At 35.7% G+C, this 26649-nt stretch carries 19 protein-coding genes and 2 pseudogenes; 9 read left to right on the top strand and 12 right to left on the bottom strand.

The window, feature by feature from the left end:
• Positions 1-118: pseudogene (locus ACJAT0_RS07390) on the top strand (hydrolase Nlp/P60); the annotation flags it as partial.
• A 93-nt stretch (positions 119-211) separates the two neighbouring features.
• On the opposite strand, the gene ACJAT0_RS07385 reads toward ACJAT0_RS07390, so the two are convergent.
• Both ACJAT0_RS07385 and gyrA read right to left on the bottom strand, forming a co-directional pair.
• Positions 212-1399 carry a tetratricopeptide repeat protein gene (locus ACJAT0_RS07385; RefSeq protein WP_415181153.1) on the bottom strand — a complete coding sequence of 396 codons (1188 nt, stop codon included), beginning with the start codon at positions 1397-1399 and terminating at the stop codon, positions 212-214.
• 13 nt (positions 1400-1412) lie between these two features.
• Positions 1413-3938, bottom strand: a complete 2526-nt coding sequence (gene gyrA / locus ACJAT0_RS07380) for a DNA gyrase subunit A (protein WP_415181152.1) — start codon at positions 3936-3938, stop codon at positions 1413-1415.
• 269 nt (positions 3939-4207) lie between these two features.
• Between gyrA and ACJAT0_RS07375 the strand changes: the two genes are divergently transcribed.
• Positions 4208-6781: an ATP-dependent Clp protease ATP-binding subunit gene (locus ACJAT0_RS07375; RefSeq protein ID WP_374003134.1), complete on the top strand. Its 2574-nt coding sequence runs from the start codon at positions 4208-4210 to the stop codon at positions 6779-6781.
• 409 nt (positions 6782-7190) lie between these two features.
• On the opposite strand, the gene hutH is transcribed toward ACJAT0_RS07375, so the two are convergent.
• Entirely contained in the window at positions 7191-8693 is a 1503-nt protein-coding gene (hutH, locus tag ACJAT0_RS07370) for a histidine ammonia-lyase (protein ID WP_415181151.1), read from the bottom strand.
• Positions 8694-9282: 589 nt separating this feature from the next.
• On the opposite strand from hutH, the gene ACJAT0_RS07365 reads away from it, so the two are divergent.
• Entirely contained in the window at positions 9283-10167 is an 885-nt protein-coding gene (locus tag ACJAT0_RS07365; RefSeq protein ID WP_415181150.1) for a cyanophycinase, read from the top strand.
• Positions 10168-10455: 288 nt separating this feature from the next.
• On the opposite strand, the gene ACJAT0_RS07360 is transcribed toward ACJAT0_RS07365, so the two are convergent.
• The 7 genes and pseudogenes from ACJAT0_RS07360 to ACJAT0_RS07330 all read right to left on the bottom strand — a co-directional run bounded on the left by ACJAT0_RS07360 (position 10456) and on the right by ACJAT0_RS07330 (position 18160).
• Positions 10456-11241, bottom strand: coding sequence for an alpha/beta fold hydrolase (locus ACJAT0_RS07360; protein WP_374003131.1), 786 nt, complete (start codon positions 11239-11241; stop codon positions 10456-10458).
• A gap of 443 nt (positions 11242-11684) precedes the next feature.
• Positions 11685-11846, bottom strand: coding sequence for a hypothetical protein (locus tag ACJAT0_RS07355; RefSeq protein WP_415181149.1), 162 nt, complete (start codon positions 11844-11846; stop codon positions 11685-11687).
• A 207-nt stretch (positions 11847-12053) separates the two neighbouring features.
• Positions 12054-12227 carry a hypothetical protein gene (locus tag ACJAT0_RS07350; protein ID WP_415181148.1) on the bottom strand — a complete coding sequence of 58 codons (174 nt, stop codon included), beginning with the start codon at positions 12225-12227 and terminating at the stop codon, positions 12054-12056.
• A 639-nt stretch (positions 12228-12866) separates the two neighbouring features.
• On the bottom strand, positions 12867-13799 hold the full coding sequence (locus tag ACJAT0_RS07345) for an isoaspartyl peptidase/L-asparaginase family protein (protein ID WP_415181147.1): 933 nt from the start codon (positions 13797-13799) through the stop codon (positions 12867-12869).
• 219 nt (positions 13800-14018) lie between these two features.
• Positions 14019-16661, bottom strand: a complete 2643-nt coding sequence (gene cphA, locus ACJAT0_RS07340; RefSeq protein WP_415181146.1) for a cyanophycin synthetase — start codon at positions 16659-16661, stop codon at positions 14019-14021.
• 398 nt (positions 16662-17059) lie between these two features.
• The gene (locus tag ACJAT0_RS07335; protein ID WP_415181145.1) at positions 17060-17560 is read right to left on the bottom strand and encodes an ADP-dependent NAD(P)H-hydrate dehydratase; all 501 of its coding nucleotides are present in this window, start codon (positions 17558-17560) and stop codon (positions 17060-17062) included.
• Positions 17561-17875: 315 nt separating this feature from the next.
• A pseudogene (locus tag ACJAT0_RS07330) lies at positions 17876-18160 on the bottom strand (NAD(P)H-hydrate epimerase).
• Positions 18161-18516: 356 nt separating this feature from the next.
• On the opposite strand from ACJAT0_RS07330, the gene gcvT reads away from it, so the two are divergent.
• Together gcvT and ACJAT0_RS07320 are read left to right on the top strand one after the other, a co-directional pair.
• The gene (gcvT, locus tag ACJAT0_RS07325) at positions 18517-19599 is read left to right on the top strand and encodes a glycine cleavage system aminomethyltransferase GcvT (protein WP_415181144.1); all 1083 of its coding nucleotides are present in this window, start codon (positions 18517-18519) and stop codon (positions 19597-19599) included.
• A 242-nt stretch (positions 19600-19841) separates the two neighbouring features.
• Positions 19842-20657 (top strand): sugar nucleotide-binding protein, encoded by an 816-nt coding sequence (locus tag ACJAT0_RS07320; RefSeq protein ID WP_415181143.1) that lies wholly within the window; start codon positions 19842-19844, stop codon positions 20655-20657.
• A 216-nt stretch (positions 20658-20873) separates the two neighbouring features.
• Here ACJAT0_RS07320 and ACJAT0_RS07315 read toward each other — a convergent pair whose 3' ends face one another.
• The gene (locus tag ACJAT0_RS07315; RefSeq protein ID WP_415181142.1) at positions 20874-21713 is read right to left on the bottom strand and encodes a 1,4-dihydroxy-2-naphthoyl-CoA synthase; all 840 of its coding nucleotides are present in this window, start codon (positions 21711-21713) and stop codon (positions 20874-20876) included.
• Positions 21714-21818: 105 nt separating this feature from the next.
• Entirely contained in the window at positions 21819-22085 is a 267-nt protein-coding gene (locus ACJAT0_RS07310; protein ID WP_415181141.1) for a hypothetical protein, read from the bottom strand.
• A 272-nt stretch (positions 22086-22357) separates the two neighbouring features.
• On the opposite strand from ACJAT0_RS07310, the gene ACJAT0_RS07305 reads away from it, so the two are divergent.
• From ACJAT0_RS07305 to ACJAT0_RS07290, 4 genes are all read left to right on the top strand, one after another.
• On the top strand, positions 22358-22768 hold the full coding sequence (locus ACJAT0_RS07305; protein WP_374003127.1) for a DUF2452 domain-containing protein: 411 nt from the start codon (positions 22358-22360) through the stop codon (positions 22766-22768).
• Positions 22769-22929: 161 nt separating this feature from the next.
• A complete protein-coding gene (locus tag ACJAT0_RS07300) occupies positions 22930-23286 on the top strand; it encodes a BlaI/MecI/CopY family transcriptional regulator (RefSeq protein WP_415181140.1) in 357 nt (118 codons plus the stop codon).
• A 2-nt stretch (positions 23287-23288) separates the two neighbouring features.
• Positions 23289-24848 (top strand): M56 family metallopeptidase, encoded by a 1560-nt coding sequence (locus ACJAT0_RS07295; RefSeq protein WP_415181139.1) that lies wholly within the window; start codon positions 23289-23291, stop codon positions 24846-24848.
• A 658-nt stretch (positions 24849-25506) separates the two neighbouring features.
• Positions 25507-25917 (top strand): hypothetical protein, encoded by a 411-nt coding sequence (locus ACJAT0_RS07290; protein WP_415181138.1) that lies wholly within the window; start codon positions 25507-25509, stop codon positions 25915-25917.
• Positions 25918-26649: the final 732 nt, after the last annotated feature.

The following is a 26649-nucleotide window of genomic DNA, read 5'->3' as shown; positions in this document are numbered from 1 at the left end:
TTATATTATTCATGCACATGGTAAAGTTCGTATAGATCGACTAGATCAAAGCGGTATATTCAATATAGAAAAGAGTCTACATACTCATAAACTGAGAGTGATAAAGAAAATCATTTGATTTTTTTTTAAATGAAATTATAAAAAAAGCTCTTAGAAATTAATCCAAGAGCTTTTTTATATTCTACTTCTGAATAAAAGGTATAAATTAAAACTACATCTTAGATTTAATTTCTGCAGACTTTTCTTTCATCTGCAAAAAATCATATAAACTCAATAATGTTCCCATTACGGCTTTTTCTTCTGGCTTAACCTCGTGAGCTTTCTCTAAACTCCTGATTGCTTTTAAATATAATTCCTCTTGCTCTGCGGCAGTTGTCTGCTCTAAATTACCTGTCTCTAGATAAGCATTTGATAAACTCACTAATGCAAAATAGTCGTCAGGCGCCAATTTAAGACTGGACTTAAAATATCGCATGGCACTTTCGTAATTCTTACTTTTCATGGCAGCCTGCCCTAAATTATCAAATACCTTGGGGTCAGTAATATCTAAGTCTATATTCTCAACAGCTTCTTTATACTCCTCCATCATTCCTAAAGTCAAATAAACATCTGCCTTTACTAGTTCTAGTGATGTGTCTTTGGGATGATTTTGTAATGCCGTTTCATAAATCAATTTTGCCTTTTGTTTATTCTGTTTTTGATTGGTATATAACCAAACTGTTTTTAAAACAATATCGCCTAAATTAGAAGGAGTTGTTTCTGAAGTGGGTAAAGTGTGACTTTTACTCTTGATAGAAAAGTCTCTAACGGTCTTATTGGAAAACTTCTCCACAATACCCTCTTGATTCGTAGCTAGGTAGTTAGTTATCTCTCCTGTATATTTTTTTTCTAACAACAAGTCATACTTCTCGATGGCCTTATCAAATACACTGTTACTATAAGCAAGATTCCCAGCATCGTATAATAGGTCAAGATTTCTAGGATCTTTTTCATAGACCTCCTCTACTAGGGATAATGCAATTTGGGGCTCTCCAGCGGCAACTTTTTCATTTGCGATATCTAATTTGCGCTTTTGTATCCTATTTTCCAACAAAAGCTCTAATGTTAGATCATTAAATCCTAGCTCTTTAGCTTTATAAAAAGCAGCTTCCGCGGCACGTAAATCTTCTAGACCCGCCTTTGTAACACCCATAAGATCGATTAAACTTGCTGCTTTGTAAAACTGATAAGTTCCTGCATATTCCGTTTCAACAGCATTCTCATCAATAGAATTAAATATCCCAAAAGCCTCAGCAAAATCTTCTTTATCTATCGCTTTCTCAATCTTTCTCATTTCCCTTTTCTGAGCCATAGTTAAAGAGACTACAGCCAGAAAAAGTGTTGTTAATTTAAGTTTCATACTATAAAATTTATTATTCTTCACTATCATCGTTTACAACAGTAGTATCTGTGTCTTGAGCTTCAGAAGCTATACCATCCTCAGATGCTATTTCTTCTTCTTCCTCTTTGACAACTTTAGCTACCGCAGCAATAGAATCGTTTCCTTTTAAATTAATCAAACGTACTCCTTGTGTTGCGCGTCCCATGACTCTTAGGTTTGCCACATTCATGCGTATCGCAACTCCAGATTTATTGATAATCATCAAGCCATCTTCATCGCTTACGTTCTTTAAGGCTACTAGACCTCCTGTTTTCTCTGTAACTGAGATGGTTTTTACTCCTTTACCGCCACGATTGGTTTCTCTATAATCGTCTAAACTAGAACGTTTTCCATATCCTTTTTCTGATACAACAAGAATATTAGAGTCCATATCATTAACCGCTACCATTCCTATCACCTCGTCATCTACATGAGACAATCTAATTCCACGAACTCCGCTGGCATTTCTACCCATAGGACGTGTTTTGGATTCATCAAAACGAATGGCTTTACCACTCTTAAGACCTAACATAACATGACTGTCTCCAGTAGTGAGTTTTGCTTCTAGAAGCGTATCCCCATCTCTTACTGTGATCGCATTGATACCGTTGGATCTAGGTCTAGAATATTGCTCGAGAGATGTTTTCTTAACCACACCTTTCTTAGTACACATAATCACAAAATGACTATTGATATACTCTTCGTCCTTAATATCTTGCGTACATATAACTGATTTCACGTTATCATCCTGCTCAATATTGATCAAGTTTTGAATAGCGCGACCTTTAGAGGTTTTACTTCCTTCTGGAATTTCATAAACCCGCATCCAGAAACATTTCCCTTTTTCTGTAAAGAACAACATGTACTGGTGGTTAGTCCCTACAAAGAGATCTACTAAGAAGTCTTCATCCCTAGTAGTACTTGCCTTCTGTCCTACTCCACCTCGATTTTGGGTTTTGTATTCCGTCAGACTTGTTCTTTTAATATATCCTGCATGAGAAATAGTAATGACTACTTGTTCATCTGGAATCATATCCTCTATGCTTAAGTCACCACCTGCATATTCTATTTGAGAGCGACGCTCATCACCAAATTTTTCTCTTACCTCAGCAAGTTCCTCTTTAATGATTTGCATGCGACGTTCTTTCTTTGCAAGAATATCTTTCAAATCAGTAATAGTTTCCATTAAGTCATTATACTCATTACGCAATTTATCTTGCTCCAGACCAGTAAGCTGTCTCAAACGCATTTCTACAATGGCTCGAGATTGAATTTCTGTAAGCTCGAAACGCTCAATTAATTTAGCGCGTGCTTCCTCACCGTTCTGACTCGATCTAATTAAAGCAATAACCTCATCAATGTTATCGCTTGCGATAATCAATCCTTCAAGAATGTGAGCTCTCTCTTCTGCTTTACGCAGTTCAAACTCTGTGCGTCTTACGACCACTTCGTGTCTGTGCTCTACGAAGTGATAAATCATCTGCTTTACATTTAGTAATTCAGGACGACCATTAACTAAGGCAATATTATTCACACTAAAACTAGACTGTAATGCTGTGTGTTTATATAGCTTGTTGATAACTATGTTAGGGATTGCATCTCGTTTGAGTATATATACAATTCGCATTCCATTGCGGTCTGACTCATCTCTAATCATAGAGATCCCTTCTATCTTCTTGTCATTAATAAGATCAGCTGTCTTCTTAATCATATCAGCTTTGTTTACCTGATATGGGAGCTCATCTACAATAATACATTCTCTACCTTTCACTTCCTCAACTCTCACGCGACCACGTATTTTTACACGACCACGACCCGTATGAAAAGCCTCTTTTACCCCATCATAGCCATGAATAATACCACCTGTAGGAAAATCAGGAGCTTTTATATAGGTAATTAATTCTTCAATATCAATATCATTGTTTTCGATATAAGCTACGGTGCCATCGATCACTTCCGTTAGATTGTGCGGCGGCATATTAGTCGCCATTCCCACTGCTATCCCACTAGCTCCATTTACCAGAAGAGTAGGTATTTTTGTAGGTAGCACTGTAGGCTCCGATAGTGTATCATCAAAATTAAGTTGCGTATCTACGGTCTCCTTATCTATGTCTGCAAGCATCTCTTCAGATATCTTGCGCATTTTTGCTTCCGTATACCTCATAGCCGCAGGCGGATCACCGTCTACACTACCAAAGTTACCCTGACCATCTACCATCATGTAACGCAAGGACCATTCTTGAGCCATACGTACCATCGCATCGTAAACAGATGTATCCCCATGTGGGTGATACTTACCAAGGACTTCTCCTACTATTCTAGCACTCTTTTTGTAACCTCTGTTGGACAGCACCCCTAGCTCATACATTCCGAAAAGAACTCTTCTATGAACGGGTTTTAGTCCATCTCGCACATCTGGCAGTGCACGTGACACTATGACTGACATCGAGTAATCGATGTATGCTGACTTCATTTCATCCTCAATATTAATTGGGATTAACTTTTCTCCATCTGCCATTTAAATCAGGTTGTATTAAATTAGTTATTTTAACAAATAGCAATTTAAGTAAATCTCTAGTAATAATGAGGCTTTGAAACGTGTTTAGCGTTGTTTTTATTAACACTTTTAAATACCTGCTGTGGATAAGTTTTACAGCGCTATTTTTTGTTGTAAAAGCTACTTAGAATTGCGCTTTCGCGAAAGCAAACAAAGTATTAACCCTTTTTTATTATACGGAATGCTTTTTGAAAAGAATAAAATCAATACATTTATACGAAAGAAGCAATATGGACGATAATTTTTCACCAAGAGTAAAAGACGTAATCGCCTTTAGCAAAGAAGAGGCGTTGCGATTAGGTCATGATTTTATAGGTACAGAACATTTAATGTTAGGTTTACTGCGTGACGGAGATGGAAAAGCAATAGAGATTTTAACTAATTTATCTGTTGACTTGGACAATTTGCGTCGTAAAGTGGAGATATTAAGTCCTGCAAATCCTAATACATCGGCAGCAGTTAATGAAAAGAAAAACCTTCACCTTACTAGGCAAGCGGAAAGAGCTCTCAAAACCACTTTTCTAGAAGCAAAACTTTTTCAGAGTACTTCAATAAACACGGCACATTTATTATTATGTATTCTACGGAATGAAAATGACCCAACAACAAAGTTGTTAAATAAACTTAAAGCAGATTATGATAACGTTAAGGATGAATTTAAATTAATACTTTCTCAGGAAGACGGATACGTTGAAGATGTAAGTGCACAATCGTTCAGTGATGATGATTCCGGGGATGACAATCAAGACGGAAGTAAAGAAAACCTATTCCTTCCTAGTGGAGATAAAAAGGTAAATAAAAAATCTAAAACTCCAGTTCTAGATAACTTTGGTCGTGATCTTACCAAAATGGCAGAAGATGATAAACTAGATCCCGTGGTAGGACGCTCTGAAGAAATACAACGCGTTTCTCAGATACTGAGCCGTCGTAAGAAAAACAATCCTCTACTTATTGGGGAACCTGGTGTAGGTAAAAGTGCTATAGCCGAAGGGCTTGCCCTACGTATTATTCAAAGAAAAGTATCTCGAACGCTATTTGATAAAAGAGTGATCACACTTGATCTTGCTAGTCTTGTGGCGGGAACAAAATATAGAGGTCAGTTTGAAGAGCGCATGAAAGCTGTAATGAATGAATTAGAAAAGAATGAAGATATTATTCTTTTTATCGATGAAATTCATACGATAGTAGGTGCCGGTGGAGCAGCTGGCTCCTTAGATGCTTCCAACATGTTCAAACCTGCATTAGCTCGTGGAGAACTTCAATGTATAGGCGCAACTACTCTTGATGAGTATAGAAATAGTATTGAAAAAGATGGAGCTTTAGAAAGACGTTTTCAAAAAGTTATGGTAGAACCTACTTCGGTAGAAGAAACAATTATCATTTTGAATAACATTAAGGGGAAATATGAAGAGCACCATAATGTACTGTACACGCCAGAAGCTATTAATGCTTGTGTAAAGCTTACTAACCGCTATATGACAGATCGTTTCCTGCCAGACAAAGCTATTGACGCTTTAGATGAAGCTGGATCACGTATTCATATCACAAATATTGAAGTTCCTGAACAAATTGTTGAAATTGAAAAGCAACTTGAAGATGTAAAGGTGCAAAAGAATAGTGTTGTTAAAAAGCAGAAATATGAACAGGCTGCCAAATTACGTGATGATGAAAAGAAATTGGAACAACAACTTGCCGAAGCTCAACAGGCTTGGGAAGAAGCTTCTAAGCTGCATAAGGACCAAGTAACAGAAGACAATGTTGCCGAAGTAGTAAGTATGATGACAGGGATACCTGTAAATCGTATCGCTACTAAAGAGATGAAAAAGTTAAGTAATCTCAACAAATCTATCGGTGATCTTGTTATAGGTCAGGAAAAAGCTGTAAAACAAGTGGTAAAAGCGATACAACGAAATAGAGCTGGATTAAAGGATCCTAACAAGCCTATAGGTTCATTTATTTTCTTAGGACAGACCGGTGTAGGAAAAACACAACTGGCAAAGGTTCTTGCCAGTGAACTTTTTGATTCAGAAAATTCACTTATTCGTATAGATATGAGTGAATACATGGAGAAATTCGCTATTTCTAGATTGATAGGTGCACCTCCAGGATACGTAGGCTACGAAGAAGGTGGACAGCTTACAGAAAAAGTGAGGCGCAAGCCCTATGCAGTTATTCTTCTCGATGAGATAGAAAAAGCTCATCCGGACGTATTCAACATGTTACTTCAAGTGCTAGATGACGGTTTCTTGACAGATAGTTTAGGAAGAAAAATTGATTTTAGAAATACTATTATTATCATGACCTCTAATGTAGGAGCTCGTAAATTAAAAGATTTTGGCTCTGGAGTTGGATTTGGTACTGCTGCACGTAAAAGTGCAGAAGCCGATAATGCGCGTGTAGTGATACAAGCGGCTTTGAAAAAAACGTTTGCACCCGAATTTTTAAACAGAATCGATGATGTTATCGTATTCAATGCTCTTGAAAGAGAGGATATCCATAAGATTATTGATATTGAACTCGCAAAATTATTTACTCGTATTCAGGACTTGGGCTATAACCTTACCTTGAGCGATGAGGCAAAAGATTACATAGTTGAAAAAGGCTTTGACAAAGAATACGGGGCCAGACCTCTTAAACGTGCTATTCAAAAATACATTGAAGATACACTTGCAGAAGAAATAGTAAATAGCCAGCTAGAGGAGGGCGATGCTATTTTCATGGACTTTGATAAAGAAAATGACAAACTTATACTTAAAATTGAAAAACCGTCTGAAAAACCCTCTGAAGAGCAGTCTACAGAATAACGGATAGTGCGTCTATGAATTTTAAAAGAGTCTTGAGAATTACATCTCAAGACTCTTTTTTTATGACTCTTTTAAAACTTTATCTCCATTACATGAACTTGATGTGAATAGGTAGTTGGTAATTAAGAACTGCGTTTTACTTCATGATTTAAGTATCTTAAATGCAGTGTCTAGCCATGTTACATTATCAACACTATGCGCTTGTGTGGGATTTAAATCTTACAAGCTTGAGAAAAAGCACATCCATTGAGGTATTCGTTTTTTAGAGCTCAATACTAAAATAATGATTTATAAAATTACAATAAAAAGGCTAAGTTGAAAGCGTTTATAAAATCAGGAAAACGCTTAACATATTCTAAGCTGCGCCTTCTTAGTTCATTAAATGAGACACTTCTTGACGTCGGGTTAATTAATTCAATAACTCTTGATCTAAACTTGTAAATTCTATCAATTCTCTAGCAAGCCTTATATCTCCGTACATCACTCTATCTTCTTCATAGAATGGCACCGTATTGCGTAGTAAAGATACTATAGATTTTAAAAAACTAGAAGTCTGTTTATCTTGAAAATCTATTGCTTGCGAACTGGTCAATAACTCAATTGCCAAAACAGTTTTTATATTATCAATAATCTTGTGGGCTTTAGTTGCTGCATTTGCTCCCATACTTACATGATCCTCTTGTCCATTAGAACTCACAATACTATCAGTAGAAGATGGATTTGCTAGATGCTTATTCTGACTTACTATACTTGCAGCTGTGTATTGTAAAATCATCATACCGCTGTTAAGACCTGCATTTTTACATAAAAAAGGAGGTAATCCTCGTGTTCCACTCATCAATTGAAAAGTCCTACGTTCACTTATACTTGCTATTTCACTCATTGCTATGGATAAAAAGTCTAGTGCCAAGGCAAGAGGCTGTCCATGAAAATTTCCACCAGAGATAATAGTGTCAGAATCTGGAAAAACATTAGGATTATCTGTAACAGAGTTACATTCTGTAAGTATAGTCTTGACTACATGATCCAACGTATCTTTTGTAGCACCGTGAACTTGAGGCGTGCATCTAAAACTATATGGGTCTTGTACATTTTCTTTGTCATCAGCTGCTATTTCACTATTCTCCAATAAATCACGAATTATAGAAGCACTTTTAAGTTGGCCTTTATGAGGTCTAATCAAATGAATACGCTCATCAAATGGAGACATATTACAGGAAAAACCATCTAACGATAATGCCGCAGTAATATGAGACCAATACCATAAATTTTGAGATTCTAACGATAGAAATACACCATATGCGAGCATAAATTGGGTACCGTTAATAAGAGCAAGCCCTTCTTTAGACTGTAATTGTAAAGACTCCCATCCTTTGATAGAATTGATCTCTTCACCTGTATATCGCTTCCCTTGATAACTTACTTCACCCAAACCTATTAAAGGTAATGCAAGATGCGCAAGTGGTGCAAGATCTCCAGAAGCTCCTAACGATCCTTGCTCATAAATAATAGGATAAACTCCGTGATTATAAAAATCAACTAAGCGTTGTACTAATTTCACACTCACACCGCTGTGTCCATAAGAAAGACTTTGAATTTTGAGAAACAACATCCATTTCACAATTTGCTCTGACACCTCTTCCCCTGTCCCACAAGCATGGGACATGATTAAATTGTGCTGTAATTGAGTTAAATGGTCCTTGTGTATTTGAGTATTGCATAAGGAGCCAAAACCAGTATTAATCCCATAAGTAGGCGTACTATTCGTTTTTCCAAAATTCTTGTCTAAATAATCTCTACATTTTTGAATTACAGCAATGGAGTCAGTTGCTAACTCTAATTCTGTAACGTTTTGATTTATATGATGTAAGTCATTAAAACTTAATCTTTTCGAAGAAATTTTGTGTATCATTTTTGGGCTGTTTAATCAACGTAAAACTAAACAAAAAGATTCACACTGATTGTGTCTTTGTTCTACTTATAATTTAGCACTACGGCCCACAATTATCGCTCTTTTATCATCAAAAATGGTTGGTATAAAATCTAATTCTTTAAACTGCTCATAAGTCGGAGAGCAGTGTCCTTTCAAATCATGTTGAGATAGAACTACTTAGCTTTATTACAGCTATAGTTAGCAGACTATTATACCTGCAATAAATAAAAAAAGATAGATTCATTTCCTGACATCAGTTGTGATGAATGGATCCATTTGTAGTATCCGTTAGCACCTGGGATACCGGCGATGCTTTATTCATAATTTTACATTTAGCGGCCTTTATCCTTTTGTCTAATTTCAATGATTAAAAACCTTTGTTACTGGATCACAAATGCTTTTTAATTTCAATCCATACAGATCTGTAAATCATATGATGTAAAACATCTTTCATAGAGACTTAAGACAAGCCATCAAGTCCAATGCGTGCCTTTGTGTACTTTTCAATGACTGCTAAATCTTAGGAAATACTTAAAGCTATTCCATTTAAAAAAATTATTTTTGTTATATGAATAATAATAACAATTTAGCATTCTATCCTAAAGGTACTTTAATCCCTATAGGTGGAAATGAAGATAAAGGAATTGAAGAGAATGAGCAGTATACTTTAGATTTTATAGAGGATGGCATCCTTTATCATGTCGTACAAGAATCTGGTGGTACAAACGCACATATCATAGTGATCCCAACGGCATCTAGCATACCGATTGAAGTAGGAGAGAATTACATAGCAGCGTTTGCAACTTTAGGCTGTAAAAATGTGACTGTATTAGATATAAGAACAAAAGAAGATTCAGAAAAAAAATCTTCTATAGATTTAATACGTAAAGCAAACTGCATTATGTTTTCTGGTGGTAATCAATCTAAAATTACTGAAAAAATAGGTGGGTCTACCCTACATAAGGTATTGATAGAGCGTTATAAAAGCGAGGCAGGTTTTGTCATCGCTGGAACCAGTGCTGGAGCCATGGCTATGTCCGACGAGATGATTTCTGGAGGCAGTGCTACGGAGTCATTTATCAAAGGAGCCGTTAGAATGCGTAACGGTTTAGGCTTGATACCTGAGTTAATTATAGATACACATTTTATAAAAAGAGGTCGTTTTGGAAGACAATCTGAAGCTATTGCAAAGTTTCCGCATTTATTAGGAATAGGTCTTGCTGAAGATACTGGAGTCATCATTAAACAAGGAACTCACTGCACTGTTATAGGATCAGGAATGGCGATTATTTTTGACGGTAGTTCGTTAAAACATAACAATGAGAAACTTCTAGAGGAAGGCATTCCTATGACCATTGCAAACATGACCGTTCACGTGTTATCTAACAGTGATATGTACGATATTAAAAGTAGAACGGTAAGCGTACTTCCTATAGAGGCACCATTTATTTAATAAAACTGCCATTTTTAAGAAGTATTGACATTAATTTGGGCGTTACTATATCGCATTCCCATGAGATATAGTCGGGCTTTGCGTTGTATCTTTTTACCTTATATTTATTTTTGTGATGTTAGCAGTGGCTTTTAAAGTTAAAAGGATGCCACTGCAATCCCTAACACTAGGGTCATAACTCTAACGTACTCTCTTACTGGATCGCAATCATGAAATGAGTGAGTTTCGTTCAGTAAATATTTATTCCTTGACAGTACCTTTAAAAAAGCCAATTCTTTTTCAGGTAATTCAAGAAGGTATCGCTTTCAAAAAATCTATGGTCTTTATATTAAAGTTTTCAGGTTGCTCCACGTTTACCACATGGCCACAGTTTTCAACAATGTACAAAGAAGATTGTATATGTTGTTTCACCACTCTTTTAATAGAAGGTAAGAATAAATGATCTTGAGCTCCCATTACATATAAGGTAGGTATTTGAATGTCATTTGCTCTAAATAGACGCAACAAAGGATTAATTTGTGCCGTTAATTTAAACCATCTGATAAACTCTTTTCTACATAGCTTCTTAGCTTCGTTTGCAAAAAGGATCCTTGACTCTTTATGATTTTTCTTTGGCATAATAATAAACGCAAATAGTTTATAGAGGATCATATAAGGCACAACAGACTTAAAGATGTTACCCACACGCATTAAGACCTGAGAACGAACATTCAGTTTTAAAATAGCACCGCCCATCACCAAACTTTCTACAAGATCATGCCTTTTTTCAGCTAGATTACGTATCAAAATTGTCCCTAAAGAGATCCCAATAAAATGAGATTTTTTTATTTCTAAGTGTTCTAAGACTTCAATAATATCATCTGTAATTGCATCAAAAGTATAGGCCTCATTAAAAGTATCCTTTAATGCGGGTGAGCTATTCCCATGTCCTCTAAGATCCAATACCAAAACATTGAACTCTTTTTTAAAAGCTCTTATTTGACGAAACCAAATGGAACTACTTCCGCCAGCACCATGCACAAAGCTTACCCACTTTGTGGTGTTTTTATTTAAATATGTATAGTAATTGAGCATAAGAAAAGTGACAAATATAGCCCTATTTTATAGGATCTAAGCTGCTTCATTGATTTTACAGTAGTTTAAAATGAATAGATTTAAAGAAGTAAACTTAAAAACTACTAAAATAGATAAAAAGGTGAAATAAACCCTAGAAGTGGATTTCATAGAGAACTACTACAACTACTCCATAAAACCTTTCCCTTGTTATCGAACACTAATAGGGCCGGTTTAAAAGTTAAAAAGGCGACTGTTTTACATATGGGAGATTTTGGATACTCCATGGATATGGCTTTAAGTTTATAATAGAATTATTTGTGTGTTACCCTATGCTATTCCCGTATCATAAACCCCTGCATGGCGTTGTTTATTTTTACTTATAGGGGTGTGATAATTTAAACAGGATACAAGATAAAAGGATGCCGCTGCAAGCTCTAAAGTGTGAATTTTAATGCTATTTCTCAATTAAAATGCTTTTTAAATTCTACCACTTTCGACAGATATATTTCATTCAAAAATTCGTTGTGTATTTCTTCTCGTTTTGAACCAATAAGTTCTTCTGATGTTTCCATATTTTCTTTCGCTTTATCAAATTCTCCCAGCTTTTTGTAAACTTTTGCCATACCAAAATAGCCTTGCGTTATAAATTCTGATTCATTTAAAGGTCTACTGAATTTGACATTGGATGGCTCATAATTTCCAAGTTTATATCCGCAAAGTCCGAGATATAAGTAAAGAATAAATATCAAAAGAATTCTCCCTACGGAGCTCCATATCGAGATCAAACAATTCTATTGATTTTTGATAATCCTTATGACTAAAATGGCACTCTACGCGCAAAAGTCAGTATCCTCACCCCAAGGTGCATCTACTACATTTGGTATTAAACTATGTAATCTATTAAAATCCGCCAGTGCTTTATCATCATCCTGTACTTTTCTCAATCTCACCCAGCATCCATAGCCTAAATGACTTATTGAATCTAGTTCTACGGCTTTATTCAACTGTTTAAAACCTTGATAAAAGCCTCCTGAATTATTGATCCTCTCTGGATATTCCTTATGCTCAACACTAACTAAAGATTCAAAATTCTCTACCCTTTAAGCATGTTTTTTATTTTCTCAATTCGGGTCGTACTTCACAGATCGAAATAAATAATAAACCCAATAGCAAGGACAAAAAGAAAGCCCACCACGATACCTAATACTTTAAAAAAAATCTTCAATTTACCCGTCTCTAATTTTAAACCTGAGCAGATAAAATATCTTTGTTTCGGTATCATTTGACCAAGGAAAATACTAATTGAAATACTTGTTATTTTTTTAATCTGTTTTCCATTCTTGAAATATATTAGTTAACAATCACTGTCCATCTAAAAAGTTTCCAGATTACGGAAATTAACCTATTTATCCATGTGAAGTCCTAAAGTAATAAATCCATTTTTGGGTTCCATTTGCTTTTTTAATAGCAATATCTTCATCTTTAATTTTTGTATTATGTATTCTATCTTTCCAGGCAACATCTTTCTTATACCTATAATAGGGTGAATATTTTCCTTCACAGTCTAACATTTCTTCCGTACACGAAAGGATTAAAAATAATAAAATTATTGCCGCATGTTTCTTCCTAATTTCAGGTAGCTACTATTTATAAATAAACACCTCAACAGCACCATTAGAAGACTTACTCGCCCGATACATTCCTTCTGTATTAAACGGCATCGAAATATTTCCTTTTGCATCTACTGCTATAAGGCCACCATCTCCTCCAATTTCTAGAATGCGTTTGTGGATAACTTCCTGTGCTGCCTGATCAACTGTCATGCCTTTGTGCTCCATTAAACAAGCCACATCATAAGCTACTACGCCTCGTATAAAATACTCGCCACTTCCCGTGCAGCTTATCGCGCAGGTTTTATTATGAGCATAATTACCCGAGCCTATCATCGGACTGTCTCCAACACGTCCCCATTTTTTATTGGTCATACCACCAGTAGAAGTTGCTGCGGCTATATTCCCATATTTATCACAAGCAACGGCTCCTACAGTACCAAATTTAGAGTCTTTTTTTACCGAATGATCCAATTGAAAACTGTCAGTATCTTTAATTTGTAACCATTGTTGGTGTCTTAATTCATCATAAAAATAGGAGGCATCCTCAAATTTATACCTTAACTCCTTGGCAAATTCATGCGCTCCATCACCAGCTAGAAATACGTGCTCACTTTTTTCCATAACATCTCGTGCCAAACTCACCGGGTTTTTAATTCCAGTAATCAAAGAAACTGAACCAGCATTCAACGTCTTACCATCCATAATACTAGCATCCATTTCATGCGTTTCATTTGCTGTAAAAACAGCTCCTTTCCCTGCATTGAATAGGGGCGAGTTTTCTAAAACCACCACAGCGGCTTCTACCGCTTCAACAGCTGTATTCCCTGCTTCTAAAACGGAGTATCCAGCATCGGTTGCTGTCTTTAGATCATTCTTATATCGAGCTTCTATATCAGGAGTCATCATTCCTTTTACTAGAGTTCCTGCGCCACCGTGTATGGCTATGGAAAAAATGTTTTTCATGTATTCTTTTTAATTTATTTTAGAAGGCTTGTTTGATGGATTCCACCAAATAAATATTTCCCTACCGACAGCCATGGGTGCTAAATAGCAGACTTGTTCTGAATTCTCTTTTAAGTAACTTTTTCTCCCATTAGGAATGGGAAAACAAAAAATGAATACCTCGTACACAATTATATTCTATAAATTAAGAATGATTAAATCAATAAATTACCACCTCACCTAATCCAACAAATGCAATTCCCCACGATTGTCCATTTCCTTTAACTTTTTAACGAGTTCCAGCGCATCTGGCACTACATCACTACATAAAATAATGAGTGATCCTTTTACTGCATTTTTCACAGCAAACTTAATCGCTTCTCTTTCAGAAGGTATAATGGTTATCTTTTTATTAGGATCTCTCATCCTAATACCATCATCGAGCATTTTAATAAGCTGCTCTTCTGTTTTCCCTCTTAACCGTTTGTCTTGTCTAATAATGATTTCATCACACATGTCTGCAGCGATGCTTCCCATTTCATTATTATCTTCCTCTCGTCTGTCCCCTATACCCGCGATTATACCCACTTTTACCGTTGCTTCTAACTCATCTGTAAACATATTAAGGGCTCTCATTCCTGCCGGATTATGAGCATAATCTAAAAGAATAGTAAAATCTTTAAACTCAAATAAATTCAATCTTCCTGGAGTTTGTGAAGAAGATGGAATAAAGGTTTCCAAGGCCGCTTTCATATCTTCAATACTGATACCTTGCACATGAGCTGCAAGAACAGCACCTAGCACATTTTGGATCATAAATTTTGCTTTACCACCATAAGTTAAAGGAATATGCTCTGCTTTCATCAGGCGCATTTTCCACTCCCCTCGGCAAATAGTCACCCAGCCATTCTCATAAACTGCTGTAATACCGTTTAAACGTTGTAATGCTTTAATCCTTGGATTATTCTCATCCATGGAAAACAGCACCACGTTGCATTCTAAGTTGCGACGCATATCGTAAACTAGATCATCATCTGCATTTAAAATGGCATAACCATCTGGTAAAACAGTTTCCGGGACGACTGCTTTTACTTTGGCTAATTGCTCAAGTGTATGGATTCCTTTTAAACCCAAATGATCACCTGAAACATTAGTGACTACTGCCACATCACATTTTTTAAAACCTAGTCCAGCTCTTAATAATCCTCCTCTTGCACATTCGAGAACAGCAAAATTTACAGTAGGATCTCTAAGAACAAATTCGGTACTAGCAGGACCAGTACAATCGCCTGTCATTAATAATCTATTTTGGATATACACACCGTCACTAGTGGTGTAACCCACACGATAGCCGGTCATTTTTGCAATGTGAGCTATTAAACGAGTTGTGGTCGTTTTTCCATTAGTACCAGATGTTGCAATAATGGGAATACGGCCTGTATCTCCTTTTACTGGAAATAATTTATCAATTACTGGAGCGGCCACATTACGGGGCAATCCACTAGTTGGTGCTAAGTGCATTCTAAAACCTGGTCCTGCATTCACCTCGAGAACTGCACCTCCTGTTTCAGAAATGGGTTTAGAGATGTCTGTGGTCATGATATCAATTCCACAAATATCTAAATCGATAATTTTTGAAATACGCTCTGCCATACTGACATTTGCAGGATGTATGATATCTGTAATATCTTCTGCAGTTCCACCAGTACTTAAATTTGCGGTATCTTTTAGAACAAGTCTTTCCTCTAGAGCGATAACAGATTCTAAACTATAACCAGCATCTTTGATAATGTGGAGTGTTAACTCGTTAGTAGTGATCTTAGTCAATACATTTTCATGTCCATAACCACGACGTGGATCACTATTTACTTGATCTATTAATTCTTGAACAGTAGACTTTCCATCACCTATTACGTGTGCAGGTGTTCTTATAGCTCCGGCAACTAAGACATTATTAATTACTAGTAACCTATAATCTTGACCTTGTATGAATTTCTCAACTATGATAGCACCGCTTTTTGAGCTCTCCTTTGCGCGATTAAAACCAACTAAAGCATCTTCATAATTCTGAATATCTACCGTAATACCTCTACCGTGGTTTCCATCTACTGGTTTTATTACTAAAGGATAACCTAAATGCTTACAAGCCGCTTCTAAACTGCGTTCACGCCTTATAATCTCTCCTTTGGGCACTTCAACCTCAGCCTGTTCTAAAAGAAATTTAGTATCTTCTTTATCACAAGCGAGCTCTACACCTATACTGCTTGTTTCACTAGTGACCGTAGCTTGAATGCGTTTTTGATTTGCTCCATAACCCAATTGAACAAGGGAATATTTGTTCAATCTTATCCAAGGAATTCCCCTAGCTTCTGCTTCTTGTACAATAGAACCTGTACTAGGTCCTAAACGACTACTTTCCCGCAATTCTCGCATTTGTTGTATGTCGTCTTCCATATTGTAGTCTTCTGCTGCTATTAAAGCTTCACAAATTCTTACAGAAGCTTCAGCAGCATACCGTCCCACATTTTCTTCCATATAAGAAAATACGACATTGTAAACACCTTCTTCACCATAACCACGAGTTCTTCCAAAACCAGTATCCATTCCTGCGATAGTCTGAATTTCTAAGGCAATATGCTCAATTACATGACCCATCCAGGTTCCATCATCGACACGCATAAAAAATCCTCCTGGACAACCTTCAGAACAGCGATGGGAATACATAGTAGGAAACATCTCTTTTAATCGATCTGAAAATCCAGGGACTTTATCCGTAGGGAACTCTTCCATTTTTTCTAAATCTAACACCATTACAATAAGTTTGTGGCGTCTTATGGACCAGTAATTAGGCCCTCTCATGGCGTTTATTTCGCGTATAATCATCGATGGTTGGTTTTTGAATTAAAAAGTTAAAAAGCTTTGCCGGGAATTCATTGGTAAAACGATGAAAAAAACTCATCTATTTTAGATAAAAAATTTGTGCCTAAAACATTCCTAAATATATAATATTAAATATAGTCCTCGAACTACTGAGAATAAAACTGTAATTTATTCTCTTTTTAGTGGTGTTTATTGCTCCTTTAGCTTATCCTTAAAGAAACTTATTAGGCTAGTCCCTATAAAGTAAGATTATGATAAAGGCTTTTATACCTTTATGAGCATAAGTCTGTGATGCTAGGTCTCCACTAACTCCATCTGTATAAACTGAAAAGTAGCTGCTGTAAATGGCTGATATCCTTAGGCTAGAAAAGATGCGATAATACCGCTTAAAACGTCACTAATCAGGGCAGTAGCCTCCCTGGATCACACTTGTGATTTATGTAAAGATCACATCTCGCAATGGTCACGGTATGCGCTCCTTTTAAAACAAATATGCCGGAGTTGTTTTTAGAAAATTCTTGAGCTTTTTCCAGTCTATTATAGCTATTGCTACGTCCTCCTATAAGAAGTTTTGACTCACCATCATGAGGGGTTAGAATGGAATCTTTCGGTAATTCTTTCAAAAATTCCAGGTGCTTGGCGAGAATTAGAATTCCATCAGCGTCTAAAACTGAAGGAGATAATTGTTGTTTTATCGCTTTCGCGAAAGCGGTACACGTATCCTTATCCTCTCCTATTCCATATCCTATATATAAACTAACATCCTTGAGCTCTTGATTGAAATCGGTAATAAAATCTGTTCCTTCACTTTGTAAAGTCATGACTTCTGGCAGCGAAGACTGTAAAATATCATTCCCATTTTGTGGAATATAAGCAGTCACTTTTCCTAAACCAGCATTCATCGGGCTCTAGCGCAAAAAACGGTTGCACCCATTTTACCCTTGCTACCAGCAAAGGAAAGTACATGACCATATGTACCTTTATAAGTGCTTTTTTTTACAAGGCTTGTACATATTTTGACCCGCTTCTGGTGTAATTAATTGTTCTATGTGGAGCAGCTTGTCTCAGAAATTTTGGATCTAAGCCTGTGTTAATGACTTCAAATATGTCAACAAACGGAGCCGTTTTAGGAAGAAAAAAAAGTTGGGCGTTTACACAGTAAGGCTATGAAATATTTCTAGAATAACAACCTTAGATTTGTGTAATGTATTTGCGTATCAACCACTAGGCATGTCTACGGCGATTTTAAAAGCTTTGATGCTATTTAAATAATTTATCAAAGCTGCTATCCATCCAACAACAGGTCTATTCATTCCTGTTCCAAAAATAATGTCTTTGATAATATCCTGTGATGTAAACTCTTGAATATCCTCTTTACCACTTCACAAAATAGGCCATTGCTTAACAACATCTTTGATGCGATCCTAATTTGCCAGAAAATCTGGCGCTGTTTATTTACTGTAATTCGTAAAATAATCGGTGGATTGATAACCGTGTTGGATCGTGTGTCTAGCTATAGCCAGACCATCGCCTCCATTATTCCCAATTCTGCAAAATATCTCAGTAGGTACAGCTGCACCCTTTAATCATTGGTGGATTCTTTCAAAGACCAGTATTGCCTACCGTTTCATTAACTCTATACTAGATGTTTGTTGTTTTACTATCGCAAATTGATCAGCTTCAGCGAGCTATTGTACGCTTAAAATTTTCAATATATCTTTTTTTGTTTACTACAATTTAATTAAATCTTTGCAATTGATTGTTCGTGGTTTTGTGCATTAGTTTCTGATTTCAAAGCCTTAAAAGGTGCGCTGCTTTACTAGGAAACCTCTACATTTGAATTTGTAAAATATCACACATGAAAAACACTGCACTTACTTCTATACATGAGTCACTTGGAGCAAAAATGGTCCCTTTTGCTGGCTTTAATATGCCTGTGCAATACGAAGGTATCAATGTAGAACATCAAAACGTAAGAGAAAACGTAGGTGTTTTTGATGTCTCTCATATGGGAGAATTTTTAATAACCGGTTCTCATGCGTTGGATTTAGTGCAACGCATTTCTTCAAATGATGCTTCAAAACTTTCGATAGGTAAAGCTCAATATGCTTATATGCCCAATGAAACTGGCGGCATAATTGATGATTTGCTTATTTATAAACTTAAAGAAGAGGAATACCTACTAGTTGTAAACGCATCGAATATAGATAAAGATTGGGCTCATATTTCTAAACACAACATCGTAAATGCAGATATAAAAAATCTATCTGATGATTATTCACTTCTTGCTATCCAAGGTCCAAAAGCCGTAGAAGCAATGCAATCGATTACTTCTGTAGATTTGAGTGCTATAAAATTCTATAATTTTGAAGTGGCAGACTTTGCTGGAATTGAAAACGTTATTATTAGTGCTACTGGTTATACTGGTTCTGGTGGTTTTGAGATTTATTGTAAGAATACAGAAGCTGCTCAAATATGGAAAAAAGTATTTGAAGCTGGAGCAAATTACGGGATCAAACCTATAGGTCTTGCTGCAAGAGATACTTTGAGGCTGGAAATGGGGTACTGCTTATATGGAAATGATATAGATGATACAACTTCACCTTATGAAGCAGGACTGGGCTGGGTCACCAAATTCTCTAAAGATTTTATAAACCAAGAACAACTTCTAGAGCATAAGGAAAAAGGTGTGGATAGAAAGTTAATTGCCTTTGAAATGGATGATCGTGCGATACCTCGTGGTGGTTATGAAATAAAAGATAGCCGTCAGAAAAATTTAGGAATAGTTACTAGTGGCACTATGTCTCCATCTTTGGGTATAGGAATAGGGATGGGATATGTACCACCTGTTTTTGCAACGCCAGGAAGTAAAATCTATATACAGATAAGACAAAAACTAGTTCCTGCAACTGTAATTAAATTACCTTTTTACAAAAAATAAACTCCTTAGTCATTTCCGACTAACATAGAAAACCGCTGGCGCTTCCATAATAAAGAATGGAAAGTAACGACCTGACAAATATCAGTTAAGGATACTACCTTTTTAATTATTCTAAAACCTAGTGTCTATTTATAAAGGATAATAAAACCAAGAAATGTTATCTCGATACTTACCTAGGCGCTTATTTTGTGTAACACAAGGTTCATTCAAATAGTTTTAACAAGAATTAAATAAATTCATTTTTGAGTAGAATTCTAATTTTAGGAGGCAGTGGCTTTATAGGAAATGCTCTTTACAAGGAGCTTGCACCTTTTTTTGACGTTCATGCGACTTTCAAAACAGATAATGCTGCTTTTGAGAAAAACAAACATTTTCATCAATTTGATTATGAACTAGAAAGTCTTGATATACTTTTAACTAATTTAAAACCTAAATTTATAGTTACCGCGTTAAGGGGTAATGTCACTAGCTTGATACGCATGCATTTTGAGATTGCTGTTTATATAGAAAAGAATGACTGCAAAATAATTTTCCTGTCCAGTGCTAATGTCTTTGACCGATTTTCCAATTACCCTAGTTACGAATATGACAAAACACTGTCTGAAAGTATCTATGGAAGGTTTAAAATTAAAATTGAAAACGAATTATTACGCAAGCCTGTTTCTAAATATGTGATATGCCGCATACCTATGATTTACGGCGTAGGATCTCCTCGCGTTAATGAAATAGAAGCACAGCTTAAACTTAATGAGGCTATAGAAGTCTTTTCAAATGTGGTCATCAACGCTACTCACATTAGTAAACTAGTTCAACAGCTTCATTATATTATCAATAGAAGACGTCGCGGCATATTTCATTTAGGCAGCAACAACCTTATCCATCATATCGATCTCGTAAAAGACATTTGTGAACAATTAGGTCATCCTGATCCTTTAATAAAGCAAGTGTTTGATTCTAACGAGGATAGACATCTTGCGGTTTTACCCAAATTCAACATGTTGCCTAAACATTTGCAACTTAACATAGAAGATGTGGTAAAGAGTTGTGGGGTGTTGTAAAAAAGAGCAAACTAATAACCGAAAAGCATGGATTTATTATAAAAAAGCAACCCCATATGTTCGGCATACCTCTTCCAAAAGGGAGAAATTACATGATCAAATAACTAGTAATAAATAAGTAATCACAAAAATATCAATCCCGTTCTGACGGCACTTTTCTTAACAAAGCCAAAAATTTTATAAACAGAGAACTAGTGACTGGTGACTGTTAACCAACTAAGGAATATAACGATCGGTACCCCAATTAGGCTTTCTTTTTTCTAAAAAGGCTTCTCTTCCTTCTTTTGCTTCGTCTGTCATGTAAATCAATCTGGTCATTTCTCCTGCAAACACTTGTTGCCCTACCATACCATCATCCGTAGCGTTTAATGCAAATTTTGCCATCTTTATAGCTATGGGTGATTTTTTAAGGATTTCTTGTCCCCAGTTAAATGCTGTTTGATCCAACTGATCATGAGGTACAACAGCGTTGACCATTCCCATATCCATAGCTTCTTGTGCGTTATAAGTACGGCCTAAAAAGAAAATTTCACGGGCTTTTTTCTGACCTACCATTTTGGCGAGATAAGCACTTCCATAACCAGCATCTACGCTGGCAACATCTGTATCTGTTTGTTTGAAAACACCATGTTCTTTACTTGCAATAGTCATGTCACAAATTACATGAAGGCTATGACCGCCACCTACCGCCCAACCTGGCACAGCGCAAATCACTACTTTGGGCATAAAACGTATCATGCGTTGTACTTCGAGAATATTAAGACGTCCCGTTCCAGAATCATCTTTATAACCATCGTGTCCACGAGCATTTTGATCTCCACCACTGCAAAATGCCCATCCGCCATCTTTCTTTGAAGGCCCTTCACCAGTAAGAATGACTACTCCTATAGACAAGTCTTCTTGTGCATCATAAAAAGCTTTGATAAGCTCGCTCACTGTTTTAGGTCTAAAGGCATTGCGCACTTCTGGTCTGTTAAAAGCAATACGAGCAATTCCGTCACATTTTTTATACGTGATATCTTCAAATTCTATAGCAGTTTTCCAATGTATGGACATAAGATCGATTTTGAACAAATATAAGGGCAATGCAGGTATGAAACAGGCTTTGAGCATTTAGAGGCGGTTATTTTATTCCTGATGGAGATAAAATTTAAAGCATGCCTATTTGTACCACACCCGTATGGTTTGAATCAGATACACATAGCCGCCTTGAAAAGAAAGCCTACGCGTATTGCCTTTTTTAAGTGTATCGTTAGAATTAGGCAATACCAGCGTTTCCACATTGATAATTTCACGATTGTAATTTTTCCTAGTCCACTCGTTAACTTGTTCCATGACCAACTCGGTCGATTCGTATGTTTTTACACCCCAAAAGCTTTTTTCAACCATCTTAGGTTCAAAGTCTGTATAATTTATTTCATGTGTCATAGTTAATTAGTGTAGAGAAGTTTCTAATTGTTACGCTTTCGCTAAAACGACGTTCCTCAGACCAAAAGTAACATTCAAGGCATGAGAAGGTATGATCATTCAGTCACCCTTTGTAGAAGGATTAAAAAAGAATAAGTTAGCCGTACTATTTAACAGTTTGGGGAAATTGATGAATTAGTGAAATCGAGACCGTTGATTCAGTCTCGATTTCTTGTTTAAGAAAATCATGTTAATCTTCTACAGAACAAAACTGCAAGTTGTAAATTTGCAAGATGAGCAAAGATAAAAAACCAGACAATGTAGTTTATGATGAAGAAACAGGCACTTACAATGCAGCACTTCTTCCCTATTCAAGTGGTGTGTCTGCTCCTAAAATTACAACTCCTGATATCACCTCATGGAAACAGATCAATATAAATAAGGTCAATCATGAAATCAAATCCCAATTTGACCAGCTCAAAGCTCAATATGATGGAATGGTTAAGAAGTATGAGGATAATCAACTCGTTTATGGAGCAAAATTCTCATTTGAACCTATAGTAGGTGAAACCTATCACCTCTATAAAGGGCGTAAAGATGGGCTACCATTCTTATCTGTTATTTCTCCAGAAGAGTGTTCCTGGGATTTTGAAGGTACTTATAGACTTACTTCTGAGAAGTTATGGGAAGAAATAAGTAACTAGTCCCAACAACTTACAGCGCATTACCACTCCTATATTTTTTACCGATAACTACTTGAGTACTTATTTTGAGCAGTTTATTCTATTGTATGTTATTATTTAACTAAATAATTAGTTTAAACTAAACTCTTAGTTTATATTTGAACTTATATCCTAGTTCAAATATGAAAACACTGACCACTGCCGAAGAAGAAATAATGCGATACCTATGGGCGCTTCAAGAGGCAAACGTAGCCAGTATTATTGATAAAATGGACATGCCCAAACCGGCTTACAATACCGTTTCTACCATCATTAGGATTCTAGAAAACAAAGGATTTGTCGATTATCGTAAAGAAGGTCGCGGCCACATCTATTTCCCTAAGGTGGATAGAGCTACCTACACAGCAGCTTCAGCCGGAAAACTAGCCAGTAATTATTTTAAAGGTTCTTTTAAAAGTATGGTTTCGTTTTTTATGGAACAAGAAGATCTTTCCGTTCAAGATCTTGAAGAGATTTTAAAAGAAGTAAATAAAGACTAATTATGCAAAATTACTTCACCACCGTTTTTATTTTGCATGTATTTGCTCTGTTGATTTATGAAGTGCTCCTCAAGAAAACCACTTTTTTAAATAACAACCGAGCTTATCTTTTGATCGTTCCACTGCTATTATGGTTGATTCCCTTTATAAATGTCAGCGCTTTGAATCAAACTCTAGTTACTAAGGAAACCGTTTCAATAGAAACTTCTGCGACTGTTCAAGAGCTTCAAATACCTTATGATGTTACTACTATAGCATTACAACCAGAACCTCTTACAGCACAAAAAACTGCCTTAAAGTTTTCTTGGTGGTGGATGTATTTCGCTGGGGCCAGCATTTCATTGATCTGGTTCTTTAAAAACTATTACAGCTTAAGTTCTTTAAAATCAAAAGGAATCAAAAGTCAAATTGAAGGAAAGGATTTCTACACGATTCCTAATAGCAGTCTGGCTCTTTCTTTTATGGGAACTGTATTCATCGGAGACCAAATTAAAAAAGAGAATCTGACAACTGTACTTGCTCACGAATATGTCCATATTAAACAAAGACATCATCTTGATTTAATATTTTATCAGTTATTGAATATACTATTATGGTTCAATCTATTCCATTACCTATTTCTTAAACGGTTAAAACTCACCCATGAGCTACTTGCCGATCGTGCCGTTGTGCATCAATTAGGAAGAAAAAATTACACCGATTTGTTAATGAATGAAACCTTTGCAGCGAGTGAGATACCCTTTGCAAATATGTTTTTTGATTTTAAAACTATCAAAACTAGAATAACTATGTTATATAAAGAATCCACACCTAAGATAGCACGCATTAGATATGCGAGTATTCTCCTACTTCTATTGAGTACTGTTATTTATACCTCCTGTACTACCGCTAAAAAAGAAGCCTTAAAACTTGAAGTTCAAATAAGCGAGTTGAATAAAAGTCTAAAAAAACTGGACTCCATCAGCTTAAAAGATTTGAAATCTCTAGATGAGATACAGATTAAAAATTACTCGTTGGAGAAAGGTGCCAATTATGTTCAAATACACAATGAGAAATGGAAAAAGAAAGAAAAAGAATTTTTAAACACTCCAGAAGCTAGTGCTTTAAAAAATCAATACGACCGTATTGATTCAAGACTATCTAGTACCACAACGGCAAGAATTGCACAACCCATGTTTTATTATAAGGATGAAAATGATAACGAGATAAAAGAAGGCTTTTTACTTCCTAGATCTGAAGATTGCCATGTTATTGATGAAAGCGAATTGAAAAAGTGTTTGGTGGTAGATTTAACCAATCAATTGAATTATGATATCACTACCTCTGTAAAGGACAGCTCACAATATATAGATGGATTGATAACCCTCAACTTTACTATTGATACAGCTGGCAAGATTGCTAATGTTAAAGTGTCAACAGGACCTTCTTGGGAATCGTTAAGATATGATATTGTCAAAATTATGGGCAGACAACCACATTATATGCCTGCCATGAAGGATGGAAAAGCGATTGCCGTAGACGTACAGCTGTCTTTATATATAAAAAGTAGAACAACTCCATAAATAACGACGCTTGCGCGCAAGCAGTACCTGCATAAAACTTTTTTAATAACCAAAGATCATGATACAGCATCTCCTCCACAGATCCGTTTTGGCCGTGCTGTTATATGGGGTTTACTAGCTATTTCTAAGAAAGCAAACCTTTTTTCAATGAAATCGGCTTTATTTGCTTTGTATTCCTTTACTGAGTATTGGAGCCCCTTTTGTACATATACTCCTGCCATCTCAATTAACTCAAGCCTTAGGCAATAATTTGAGCTGTCTATCTCCAGTTATTATTAACTATTCTCAAGAGGTTACTAATGAGGTTAGTAAATCCTTTTCTTTAAGCTTATTTGTTTTAATTAGCTGTTGCTTAGGAGTTATAGTCAGTACTCTATTACTTGTTTTTAAAATCATTAACATCAATCCATTAATACGTATAGGTGTTGTTACTAGACAAAACTGATTTAAGATAGTCTCCAAAACAAATACAGGCATTGCATGTTCTTTCTTCAATTTTATATTTATTGATGAAAGTTTAGGCCACATTACTAATCAAAAAATAATAAAACACGAAGACATTCATGTGTTTCCAAAACATAGCTCTGAGCTTTTCTATTGCGAGTTGGTTCGTGTTTTTATTTGGTTCCATCCAATAGCTTAAGTTGCTCAAAATGAATTGAAAAAAATACATCCATATATAGTCGACGCTCAATTAATTAAAAATAATGAAACAAAAGATTATCAATCTACCTTATTAAAAAATGCCCTAGGCTGTCATCACCTCAGTTTATCTCACCCATTCTATAAATCATCGATCCTTAGAAACAGAATCATTAGGTTACAAAAAAGTAAAAGTACTCCAGCATCAATTTTAAAAATTGCTATTGTAATTCCTTTCTTATCAACTAATGTATTAGACACGTCTTGTAACCCTGACGAAGCAGAACAAATAAAAGAAACTATCCTCATAGAAGAAATAAAAAATTCAGACCAAGCATTTATTTTAGAAAGCGATACGGATCTTCCATTTGCAAAAATAAATGAAGCCCTCATTTTGAGGAATGCACGGGTACAAATGCAGAAATAAAAAAATGCCCCTCAGACAAGATCACTTCCTTTGTAAATAAAAATTTTAATACAGAAATAGCTAAAGAACTTTCTGGTCATCATAAGATATCGGTTCCATTTAAAATTGATAAGAATGGAAATGTAGCAGGCGTACAATCTCGTGCAAAACATCAAAAACTAAAGATGAAGCTGCTAGGGTTGTAAATCTATTACCTCAAATGCTTCCTTGAAAACAAAACGGACAACAGGTGGGGACTATCTATGCGTTACCTATAATCTTTGAAATCAAGGATTGAAGTTATAATAATTCCGCTTTCGCGAAAGCGAAACAATCCTAATCAAAGCGATTACCTACTAAAAATAATCGCTTTTTTATGGTGTTACTAAAAATATTAGCATGTATTTAATTGATTTTCAATAATTTAAATTTCAAATAAAAAATATTTATTGAATATACGGTAACAATTAAAAAGTGTAGTCGTCTATTAGGTATACCCACAAAATATAAACATCATGACAGCTTCAACAGGATTTTTAAATAGACACAAAGACACTAATTCTAGAACCAGCAACACGACTACGTATTCAGGTTCCTGGAATTCTAAACGTCGTTACCGATAAACCAAATACCAACACTCAAAAGCTACACTATGAAAATCTTAATTCGAAATTTAGACATGAACTCCAATTTCCCAATTCTTTCCAGAAATCGATCTGTTGATGAAAACCTTCCTTTCAATGAAAATTTAGA

Source organism: Nonlabens sp. (assembly GCF_047636915.1).
GTDB lineage: Bacteria > Bacteroidota > Bacteroidia > Flavobacteriales > Flavobacteriaceae > Nonlabens.
The sequence above is the reverse complement of the archived record's forward strand: the minus strand, read 5'-3'. Positions and strand labels throughout refer to the sequence as shown.